12 protein-coding genes are annotated in these 10,860 nt (G+C 41.5%); 1 reads left to right on the forward strand and 11 read right to left on the reverse strand.

The features are described 5' to 3' along the window. Window positions 1-15 precede the first annotated feature (15 nt). From HMPREF9189_RS06705 to HMPREF9189_RS06750, 11 genes are all read right to left on the reverse strand, one after another. Entirely contained in the window at window positions 16-435 is a 420-nt protein-coding gene (locus HMPREF9189_RS06705; RefSeq protein WP_000940837.1) for a F0F1 ATP synthase subunit epsilon, read from the reverse strand. Window positions 436-445: 10 nt separating this feature from the next. Next, on the reverse strand, window positions 446-1,852 hold the full coding sequence (gene atpD / locus HMPREF9189_RS06710) for a F0F1 ATP synthase subunit beta (RefSeq protein ID WP_000094371.1): 1,407 nt from the start codon (window positions 1,850-1,852) through the stop codon (window positions 446-448). A gap of 85 nt (window positions 1,853-1,937) precedes the next feature. Continuing rightward, entirely contained in the window at window positions 1,938-2,816 is an 879-nt protein-coding gene (locus HMPREF9189_RS06715) for a F0F1 ATP synthase subunit gamma (RefSeq protein WP_000301231.1), read from the reverse strand. 15 nt (window positions 2,817-2,831) lie between these two features. Beyond that, the gene (gene atpA / locus HMPREF9189_RS06720) at window positions 2,832-4,337 is read right to left on the reverse strand and encodes a F0F1 ATP synthase subunit alpha (RefSeq protein WP_000996624.1); all 1,506 of its coding nucleotides are present in this window, start codon (window positions 4,335-4,337) and stop codon (window positions 2,832-2,834) included. 14 nt (window positions 4,338-4,351) lie between these two features. Then, the gene (locus HMPREF9189_RS06725; protein WP_000358987.1) at window positions 4,352-4,888 is read right to left on the reverse strand and encodes a F0F1 ATP synthase subunit delta; all 537 of its coding nucleotides are present in this window, start codon (window positions 4,886-4,888) and stop codon (window positions 4,352-4,354) included. After that, a complete protein-coding gene (atpF, locus tag HMPREF9189_RS06730; protein ID WP_000558551.1) occupies window positions 4,888-5,382 on the reverse strand; it encodes a F0F1 ATP synthase subunit B in 495 nt (164 codons plus the stop codon). Before atpF ends, HMPREF9189_RS06725 begins: the two co-directional genes overlap by 1 nt. Before the next feature lie 13 nt (window positions 5,383-5,395). After that, a complete protein-coding gene (gene atpB / locus HMPREF9189_RS06735) occupies window positions 5,396-6,109 on the reverse strand; it encodes a F0F1 ATP synthase subunit A (RefSeq protein ID WP_000392856.1) in 714 nt (237 codons plus the stop codon). A 34-nt stretch (window positions 6,110-6,143) separates the two neighbouring features. Beyond that, window positions 6,144-6,344: a F0F1 ATP synthase subunit C gene (locus HMPREF9189_RS06740; protein ID WP_001054552.1), complete on the reverse strand. Its 201-nt coding sequence runs from the start codon at window positions 6,342-6,344 to the stop codon at window positions 6,144-6,146. A gap of 231 nt (window positions 6,345-6,575) precedes the next feature. Further along, entirely contained in the window at window positions 6,576-6,887 is a 312-nt protein-coding gene (locus HMPREF9189_RS12035; protein ID WP_009755345.1) for a CHY zinc finger protein, read from the reverse strand. Between the two features lie 14 nt (window positions 6,888-6,901). After that, window positions 6,902-8,188 carry a U32 family peptidase gene (locus HMPREF9189_RS06745; RefSeq protein ID WP_000169124.1) on the reverse strand — a complete coding sequence of 429 codons (1,287 nt, stop codon included), beginning with the start codon at window positions 8,186-8,188 and terminating at the stop codon, window positions 6,902-6,904. A 137-nt stretch (window positions 8,189-8,325) separates the two neighbouring features. After that, window positions 8,326-9,024, reverse strand: a complete 699-nt coding sequence (locus tag HMPREF9189_RS06750) for a GntR family transcriptional regulator (protein ID WP_000936179.1) — start codon at window positions 9,022-9,024, stop codon at window positions 8,326-8,328. Window positions 9,025-9,164: 140 nt separating this feature from the next. On the opposite strand from HMPREF9189_RS06750, the gene guaA reads away from it, so the two are divergent. Continuing rightward, window positions 9,165-10,727, forward strand: coding sequence for a glutamine-hydrolyzing GMP synthase (guaA, locus tag HMPREF9189_RS06755; protein WP_000065734.1), 1,563 nt, complete (start codon window positions 9,165-9,167; stop codon window positions 10,725-10,727). Window positions 10,728-10,860 lie beyond the last annotated feature (133 nt).

The raw sequence follows: 10,860 nt of genomic DNA on the forward strand, positions 1-10,860 counted from the left end.
AAGTTCATTTTTATTTTATAATTTATTTCCGACATTGATACGGTTAATGGCACGTTGCAAAGCAACCTTAGCTCGCCGTTCTTGGTCAATCAAGTGTTTATCTTGTGCTTCTTCAATCTCACGTTCAGCACGAAGTTTAGCACGTTGGGCACGGCTAATATCGATATCACGAGCACGTTCTGCTGAGTCTGCTACAATAGTAATGATGTCATTGGCAATCTCGATAATTCCTCCGTTCACTGCAATCCAGTTCACATGAGTATCGTCATCGATTCGTTTTACCTTTACTTCATCAACCGCTAAAACCGCAATCATATTTTCATGTCGTGGCAAGATCCCCATCTCACCATCCAGAGTTCGTACCGATACAAAGCTGGCATGGTGATCATAGACGAGGCCATCTGGTGTCACGATCTGGACAGTTAAATGAGCCATAGATCACCTCTTAAAATCCCATTTTCTCAGCCTTAGCAATGACGTCTTCGATTGAACCGACACCACGGAAGGCATCTTCCGGTAGATGGTCATGTTTTCCTTCAAGGATTTCCTTAAAGCCGCGAACTGTTTCCGCTACTGGTACATAAGAACCAGGTTGACCAGTAAATTGTTCGGCAACGTTGAAGTTTTGAGACAAGAAGAACTGGATACGACGGGCACGAGCAACCAAAGTCTTTTCTTCATCAGAGAGTTCATCCATACCAAGGATAGCAATGATATCTTGCAATTCATGGTAACGTTGAAGGACACGTTTGACTTCAGCAGCAACTGCATAGTGCTCCTCACCAACAATCTCAGGTGCCAAGGCACGAGAGCTTGAAGCCAACGGATCAACGGCTGGATAAATACCCAATTGTACCAACTTACGTTCCAAGTTTGTTGTTGAATCCAAGTGAGCGAAGGCTGTTGCTGGCGCTGGGTCAGTGTAGTCATCCGCTGGCACATAGATAGCCTGGATAGAGGTTACAGAACCCTTCTTGGTTGATGTGATACGCTCTTGCAATTGACCCATTTCAGTAGCAAGTGTTGGTTGGTAACCAACGGCTGATGGCATACGACCCAAAAGGGCAGATACTTCAGAACCAGCCTGAGTGAAACGGAAAATATTATCAATAAAGAGAAGCACATCTTGGCCTTCTACATCACGGAAATATTCGGCGATTGTCAAGCCAGTAAGGGCAACACGCATACGTGCTCCAGGTGGTTCATTCATCTGACCAAATACCATGGCTGTTTTCTCGATAACGCCTGATTCTTTCATTTCCCAGTAAAGGTCGTTCCCCTCACGAGTACGTTCCCCAACACCGGTAAATACGGAAATACCACCGTGTTCTTGGGCAATATTGTGAATCAATTCTTGGATCAGGACAGTTTTACCAACTCCGGCACCACCGAAGAGTCCAACTTTACCACCTTTTAGGTAAGGGGCAAGAAGGTCGATAACCTTGATCCCTGTTTCCAAGATTTCAGATGAGGTAGACAATTCATCAAAAGTTGGAGCTTTCTTATGAATTGGCTGACGCTCAGCGTCTTCAGCGAAAGGAGCATCCAAGTCAATGGTATCTCCCAAAACATTGAAGACACGTCCCAAAGTTTCTTTACCTACTGGCACAGAGATTGGACGGCCTGTGTCCAAAACTTCCATTCCACGAGTCAAACCATCTGTTGATTCCATGGCGATCGTACGAACCATACCATCACCCAACTCCAAGGCTACTTCAAGGACGATTTTTGTTTTTCTTTCGTCATTTTTGTAGACGACAAGTGCATTATTAATCTCAGGAAGTGTTTCCCCTGCTGCGAACAAGACGTCGACAACGGGTCCAATAACCTGAGCAATTTTACCTGAACTCATCTCCTTCTCCTATTCTATATAAGATACTGTCGGTTCCTAGTTCACCTAGGGCCTAAGTTCATTTTGATATGAGGGAGGCAAAGCCTTATTCTAAGGCACTAGCCCCCGCTACGATTTCTGTAATTTCTTGTGTAATCGCCGCCTGTCTGGCACGGTTATACTGGATTGTCAAATCATTGATGACTTTCTTGGCATTATCAGTCGCCGTTTGCATGGCTGTCATACCTGCAGCATTCTCAGCTGTCTTGGCATCGATGATAGCCCCGTATATCATACTTTCTGCAAACTGAGGTAACAACTGCTCTAGAATCTCATCACGACTCGTTTCCAACTCAAATGTCAAGCTATACTCTTCATCTGCTTCATTTGGATCTAAGTCAACAATCGGCAACATTTGTTCCACACGCATTTGACTTGTGAGAGTATTGACATGATGGTTGTAACAAACATAGAGTTCATCAAAAAGTTCATTTTGATACATTTCAATCGTTTTTGAAATAATTTTACGAACTTCATCAAAACTTGGTTGGTCGGCCAAGCCACGTAGTTCATAGATTGGTTGAATGCCACGAGCCTTAAAGAAATCAGCTCCCATACCACCAATACAGATTATCTCAAAACCTGTACCATCTGGATGGTATTCTTCTTTCAACTCCATCACAGCTTTAAGGATGGAAGCATTATAACCTCCAACCAAGCCACGGTCTGAAGTAATAACGATATAGCCTGTTTTCTTAACTGGGCGACTAATGAGCATCGGATTGGTAGAACCACCAGATCCGTTACCATGCAGAATATCCGTCAAAAGCTTACGAACCTTCTGAGCATAAACTTGAAAGTTACGTGCTGCTTCTTCAGAGCGACCTAACTTGGCAGCCGATACCATTTGCATGGCATTGGTGATTTGACTAGTATTTTTTGTTGAGGCGATTTTTGTTTTAATATCATTTAGAGATACTGCCATTTGACACCTCTATTCTTATTGGAAGCTGGATTGATTGAGAAACTCTGTAATCGCAGCATCCAAGACTGCTTCTTCTGGCAAGTCTTTTGTTTCACGAATAGTTTCCAAAATCTCTGGATGTTGTGCATCAAAGAAATCATGAAACTCTTCCTCAAAACGAACAATGTCATCTACAGGAATCGTATCCAAGAAACCATGTGTCAAAGCATAAAGAATGGTTACTTGTTTCTCAACAGGTAATGGTTTATGAACTGGTTGTTTCAGAACTTCAACGGTACGACGTCCACGATTTAACTTAGCTTGAGTAGCCGCATCCAAATCAGAACCAAACTTAGTGAAGGCTTCCAACTCACGATATGAAGCAAGGTCGATACGAAGTGTACCAGCAACCTTCTTCATAGCTTTGATTTGTGCAGAACCACCTACACGAGATACAGATGAACCCGCATCAATAGCTGGACGAATACCCGCATTGAAGAGACCATCGCCAAGGAAGATTTGACCATCTGTGATTGAAATCACGTTGGTTGCGATATAAGCAGAGATATCTCCTGCTTGTGTCTCGATAAATGGTAGAGCTGTGATTGAACCACCACCAAGTTCATCAGAAACCTTAGCTGAACGCTCAAGCAAACGGCTATGAAGGTAGAAAACATCCCCAGGGAAGGCTTCACGACCTGGTGGACGACGAAGCAAGAGGGAGAGTTCACGATAAGCGACCGCTTGTTTTGAAAGATCATCATAAACGATCAAAACATGCTTCCCTTGGTACATAAACTCTTCTGCCATAGCAACCCCAGCATAAGGAGCTAGGAAGAGCAATGGAGAAGGTTGTGAAGCAGAAGCTGTCACAACGATTGTATAGTCCAAGGCACCGTACTGACGAAGTGTTTCAACTTGCGTACGAACAGTTGACTCTTTTTGCCCAATCGCTACATAGATACAGATCATATCTTGACCTTTTTGGTTCAAAATAGCATCAATAGCGATGGTTGTTTTCCCTGTCTGACGGTCACCGATAATCAACTCACGTTGACCACGACCAATCGGAACAAGGGCATCAATAGCTTTCAAACCTGTTTGCAATGGTTCTGATACAGACTTACGTTGCATAACGCCAGGAGCCGGCGCTTCTACTGGACGAGACTTATCAGTATGGATTTCTCCAAGACCGTCAACTGGACGACCAAGTGGATCCACAACACGTCCAATAAGGCTCTCACCAACAGGAACTTCCATGATTTTACCTGTACGGCGAATGGTATCGCCTTCACGAATATCTGTAAAGTCACCTAGGATGATAATCCCAACGTCTGTCGACTCCAAGTTTTGCGCCATCCCATAAGAGCCGTTTTCAAAAATCAACAGCTCTCCACTCATGGCATTTTCAAGGCCGTGAGCACGCGCAATTCCGTCCCCGATATAGGTTACAACACCTGTTTCAGATACATCAAAATTGGGTTTGAAATTTTCAATTTGTTGCTTAATTAAAGCGCTGATTTCTTGTGCGTTAATTGCCAAAAGAACACCACTTTCTATTTCAAATTTTCTTTAACAACTCGAAGTTGTTGTTTAATACTCACATCAATTGTCTTGTGATTAGCAAAAATGACAAAACCACCAATGAGTCCTTCATCAATTTGTTCTTTGACGCTCCGCACTTTCAGAGACATTTTTTTCTCTATCAATGGGAGCAGACGTTCCTTCTGTTCATCTGTTAGAGGATGAGCTGAAGAAATCGTGACTACAAATTGATTGGTTTCTCTTTCAAGACGATTCAAACAATCTGCAATTACTTCATAAAAAAGATTTGCTCTGTGATTGTAAACCAGAACTTGAATAAAGTTTTGCATTAAAGGTGACACAGAGTCTTGAAAGAAACGAACTGTTTTTTCCTTATCTGACTCATCAACTGCCACCTGAGCTAAAAAAGAAGGTAAGCCCGTTTCTTCTGCGACTTGCTTGATTTGATCCAAGTCTGAAAAAATCCGGTCCTCTTCTCCTTTTTCAATCACTAATTGGACAAAAGGCATGCTGTACTTTTCAATGACCTTTGCTGTTTTCTTGTCCATTAGGCTTCTCCTAGCTGATCGATATACTGATCAATGAGTTCCTTATGGGCATGACTGTCAAGGTTTTGTGAGATGATTTTCCCAGCTAGACTAACTGTCAAATCTGCCACCTCGCCCTTAACACTTTGTAAAGCCTCAGCTTTGTTTTGCGCAATTTCTTGGTTAGCTTTTTCTTTCAAGCGACCAGCTTCTAGCTTAGCTTCAGCCAAAATATCTGATTTACTCTTTTCAGCTGTCTCTTTAGCATTTTCAATGATAGTTTTAGCTTCACTACGACTACCTGCTAATTCATCTTCGCGCTTTTGAGCAAGAGTCTCTGCTTTTTGACGAGCTTGTTCAGCGCCATCAATATCAGCAGCAATCTTTTCAGCTCGTTCTTCAAAGATACTTGTCAAGTTTGACCATGCGTATTTTTTGACTAAGACGACCAAAAGGATAAAAGAGCCAGCGATTAAAATAAAGTTACCAATCAATTCACCTACTGTTACGTGCATCATTTACTCCTTTCTACTCTTCATCATTAATTTTATTTCCTAGATACATTGAAGACAAGACTGTGAATACATAGGCCTGAACACAGGAAATAAACACAGAGAATGCCGTCCAGACAAGATTGGTAACAAATGCGACTGGATACCAATAAAGAGCCTGATGAGAAAGAGTAATAAGCAAGCTTGCCATCACTTCTCCGGCAAAGATATTCCCGAACACCCGCAAAGCAAGTGATAGGAAATTCGTGACTTCTTCAAGGAGATTCATCGGTGTCATAAAACCTGGGGTAACAAAGCCTTTCAGATACTTTTTAACACCACGGCGACGAATTCCTTCTATATGGGTCATCAGGATAATTCCAAATGACAAAGCCAAGTCAAACTGGAGATTTGCAGTTGGCGATGTCCAAAGGTTTGTCCCATCTGTAGTTTGAAGTTTCGCCATCAAACCAAGATTGTTTGCGATAACCATAAAAAGAAATAAACACAAGTAAAAGAGTGAGTAATCTTTCATGTACCGAGAACCTACGTTGGGTTCTGTAAATCCGACTACAAAGTCATAGAGATACTCTAGTACATTTTGCTTTCCTTTGGGTTTCACAGTCATATTACGACTTGCCCAATAGATAAAGCCAAAAATCAGTGCCACAGACAACAAAGTCAATGCTGTCAAGGTTAAATCAAAGGTAACAGGACCAATATTGATGGTTGGATTGATACTTTCTTCCATCTAGAATCCTCCCTTTTCCATTTTATACTTCTCTTTATTTGATGATAAATGAAAATACGAGAGTTACAAAGAATGTTCCTTCGATAAAGGCAATCCCCATGATCATCAAACTACGCAATTGTGGGATGATGTCTGGTTGGCGTGCTGCAGACTTGAACAAACCGTTCATCAAAAATCCTTCTGCAAGAGATACACCCATACAGGCAAGACATAGACCGAAAAATGTTAAATTCATGATGAATTCTCCTTTTATTTAAAATTTACTTACTTAGTTTAGTCCTAAAATTTGTTTTTGTCAACTTTTTACTTACGTTGGAAGCGTTTCAGATGATTTATTTTTATTTTTGCTATTTTTATACCACTGTATAGATAAGTTTCTCATTTTATGATGAAATGTGTTTCCACTTTCTCTATATTTTCCGAAATAAATTGAAAAATCCAAGTTTAGAACTTGGATAGATTCATTTTATTTGAAATAGTAGGAATAGTGTTGTTTACACCCTGGATTAAATGGAGATTTGCAATAAGGGCAGGCTAGCTGCTTTTGATATTCTTGAAATGTTATTGTCCTCTTACAAGCCCCACATAAAATCGGTCGATCCTCGGTAAGCGTCAAGGGGTAGGGTGAAAACAAATGCGTTTCTATAACATCGTGGCACTGATAGCAAGCATAGTATTTTTTACACTCATAACACTGGAGGGAAACAATATCCTTTTCACTATGATAATGAACACATCTGCTTTCATCATCTACTAATAAACCTTGTGCTTGAATCATTCCCTTTTCCTTATCTAGGCACGAACTGTGACGCTGGTTCCATCTTCCTTATAGAGATTGATAAGACCTTCTTTGAGAGCTCGAACCATATCCCCAGCTTGCACAGGTTGAGGAACCTTAATGGTCAAGAGTTCCATTGGATTTGGAGCACGGTCGATTTTATTGCCTTTAGAATCGTGAAGATTTTCGATATAGGTTTCAAAATGACGGAAACCTGGTCCATAAAACTCAACTTGATCGCCTTCATTGATAACATTCCGTTGACGAATGGTTGCTGTCTGGGTTGCATCATCATAAGAAACCACCTCAGCGACAAACTTGTATTCAGGGATTTTACGACGTGCACCAAACAACTGTTCATTTTCTGTAGGTGTGCTATAGTAGAAACCTGTTGCCAATTCACGTTGGGCAACCTTCCACATCTCATCTACCAGGTCTTGTTTAATAGCTTCAAATTTTTCTGGGCTTTCAAGGTAAGCATCCACAGCCGCCTTGTAACAGTTGGTCACAGTTGAAACATAGTGGATTGACTTCATACGACCTTCAATTTTTAGACTATCCACACCATTTTCAATCATATCTGGAATATGATCAATCATAGACATGTCCACGGCTGACATCGAAAATTCTTCAGGAATTTCACCTTTAAGACTCTTGCGTTCTTGGCCAAAAGGCATGTCGTAAAGGTCGTATTTCCAACGGCAAGACTGAGAACATCCACCACGATTGGCATCACGCATACTCATGTGGTTTGAAAGCGTACAGCGACCTGAGTAAGAAATACACATGGCTCCGTGAACAAAGGCTTCAATTTCTACATCAGTGCGTTTGCGAATCTCTGCCAATTCTTCCATTGAAACCTCACGCGCCAAAACGACACGAGTCAAGCCCAGTTCTTTCCAAAATTCAAGCGTTTCATAGTTCGTCGCACTGGCTTGGGTAGAGAGGTGGATTTCAAGACCTGGTGCCTCTGTTGCTGCAATCATAATCAAGGCCGGATCTGACACGATAACTGCCGCAATCCCAATGTCACGCAACTTACGGAACCACTCACCAGCCCCAGCTTCATTTCCTTCGTGCATAACCATGTTGGCAGCTACATAGACCTTGGCACCATACTTGGCAGCGAACTGCACGCCTTCTTCCATCTGTTCAAAAGTGAAGTTTCCTGCACGGCTACGAAGACCATAAGCTTGTCCACCTATAAAAACAGCATCAGCTCCATACCGAACAGCCACTTTTAGCTTCTCTAAAGTCCCTGCAGGCGATAAAACCTCAGGACGTTTTAATGTTTTTGTCATTTTTTCTCCTATTTGCAATATAAAAGTTTGACGTTTTTCCTTCTCATTTTATAGTAAATAAAGGATAAAATCAAGCCTAGACAGATTGTTTTGACAATTCTAATCTTTTAAGAAAACAAAAAACTAGCCTTTCTAAACTAGTTATTTTCAAGATAAAATTCAAAGCGTTCACCCACGTATTGACTCTTTACATATTCGAAAGCTGTCCCATCTTCAAGATAAGAAACCTGAGTCAAGGCTAAAATCGCATGCCCCTTTTCGACTTCTAGATAGTCAGCAATTTTTTCCTTAGCCAATCTCGCATAAATAGTCTGTTGGGATTTGCCAATCCGGTAGCCATACTGCTGCAAGGTTTGGAAGAAATGACTGGTGATTTCTTCTTTTTTGAAATCCTTAATAAATTTCTCAGGAATGGATGCGACTTCATAGACTAGTGGAACTTGGTCAGCATAACGCACCCGTTCCATGCGGATAATATTCTCTGTTGGAGTAATCCCCAGCTTTGCGACCTCTTGCTCATTTGGAATGGTTCTTCTGTAAGAAATGAGTTGGCTGGAAGGTACTTTCCCCTGAGATTTGACAATCTCCGTAAAACTGGTTGTTCCTCGCATTTTTTCTTGGACACGAGTGCTAGAGACAAAAGTCCCACTTCCTACACGACGCTCCAAAACTCCTTCCTCGACCAAGAGAGAGATAGCTTGGCGTAATGTCATCCGGCTAACTTGAAACTGTTCAGCTAAATCTCGCTCACTTGGAAGCCTCTCTCCGATTTTCCAATGATGCTCATCTATATCCTTCTTGATCTGATCGTGGATTTTCATATAAGCTGGTAACATGATTCTCACTTCTTTTCTTTATTTTCTCCATTGTACCGTATTTGCTAAGAAAAAGTCAAACTTTGCCTTGTTTAGTTGGTAATTCGCCCCTATTTGTGATAGAATATTGAAAAAGATATTTCTTTTGAGAAAGGAAAAAGATGAGCAACATTTCAACTGATTTGCAAGATGTCGAAAAAATCATCGTGCTGGACTATGGTAGCCAATACAACCAGCTGATTTCACGCCGTATTCGTGAAATTGGTGTTTTTTCAGAGCTAAAAAGTCACAAAATCTCAGCTGCAGAGGTTCGTTCGATTAACCCTGTAGGGATCATCCTCTCTGGTGGACCAAACTCTGTATACGAAGATGGTTCATTTGATATTGACCCAGAAATTTTTGAACTTGGCATTCCAATTTTGGGAATCTGCTATGGTATGCAACTTTTAACTCATAAACTTGGAGGAAAAGTTGTTCCTGCAGGTGATGCTGGTAACCGCGAGTATGGCCAATCACCACTTACTCATACCACTTCTGCCCTCTTTGAAGGGACTCCTGAAGAACAGATTGTTTTGATGAGTCATGGCGATGCTGTTACAGAGATTCCAGCTGATTTTGTTCGTACTGGCACTTCTGCTGACTGTCCTTATGCAGCTATTGAAAACCCAGAAAAGCACATTTACGGTATCCAATTCCACCCAGAAGTGCGCCATTCTGTATACGGGAATGATATCCTTCGCAACTTTGCCCTCAACATCTGTAAGGCTAAGGGAGACTGGTCAATGGACAACTTCATCGATATGCAGATCAAGAAAATCCGTGAAACTGTAGGTGACAAGCGTGTCCTTCTCGGTCTATCAGGTGGTGTTGACTCTTCTGTTGTTGGAGTTCTTCTTCAAAAAGCAATCGGTGATCAATTGATCTGTATCTTTGTAGACCACGGTCTACTTCGTAAAGGTGAAGCGGATCAAGTTATGGACATGCTTGGTGGTAAGTTTGGTTTGAATATCGTCAAAGCAGACGCTGCAAAACGCTTCCTTGACAAACTTGCTGGCGTTTCTGACCCTGAACAAAAACGTAAAATCATCGGTAACGAGTTTGTTTATGTCTTTGATGACGAAGCAAGTAAGCTAAAAGATGTGAAATTCCTTGCTCAAGGAACGCTTTACACTGACGTGATTGAGTCTGGTACAGATACTGCTCAAACCATCAAATCACACCACAACGTTGGTGGTCTTCCAGAAGACATGCAGTTTGAACTGATTGAGCCTCTCAACACTCTTTACAAAGATGAAGTTCGTGCTCTCGGTACAGAGCTTGGTATGCCAGACCACATCGTATGGCGCCAACCATTCCCAGGACCAGGTCTTGCTATCCGTGTCATGGGTGAAATCACTGAAGAAAAACTAGAAACTGTTCGTGAGTCTGATGCTATCCTTCGCGAAGAAATCGCTAAAGCTGGTCTTGACCGCGATATCTGGCAATACTTCACTGTCAACACAGGCGTTCGTTCAGTCGGTGTTATGGGTGATGGTCGTACTTATGACTACACGATTGCCATTCGTGCTATCACTTCTATCGATGGTATGACAGCTGACTTTGCCAAAATTCCTTGGGATGTCCTTCAAAAGATTTCTGTACGTATCGTAAATGAAGTGGATCACGTTAACCGTATCGTCTACGACATTACAAGTAAACCACCTGCAACCGTTGAGTGGGAATGATTTATAAATATGATTTGAAGTGAAATGGTTGATTTAACAGCATTTTCAGTTATTATAAAAGGTTAAAAATCAATCAAAATTGATTGGTTCCCCACCAAAAATCCCACCAGAAATATTCTGATGGGATTTTTTT

Origin of the sequence: Streptococcus sp. oral taxon 071 str. 73H25AP (assembly GCF_000146755.1) — a bacterium.
Taxonomy (GTDB): domain Bacteria; phylum Bacillota; class Bacilli; order Lactobacillales; family Streptococcaceae; genus Streptococcus; species Streptococcus oralis_T.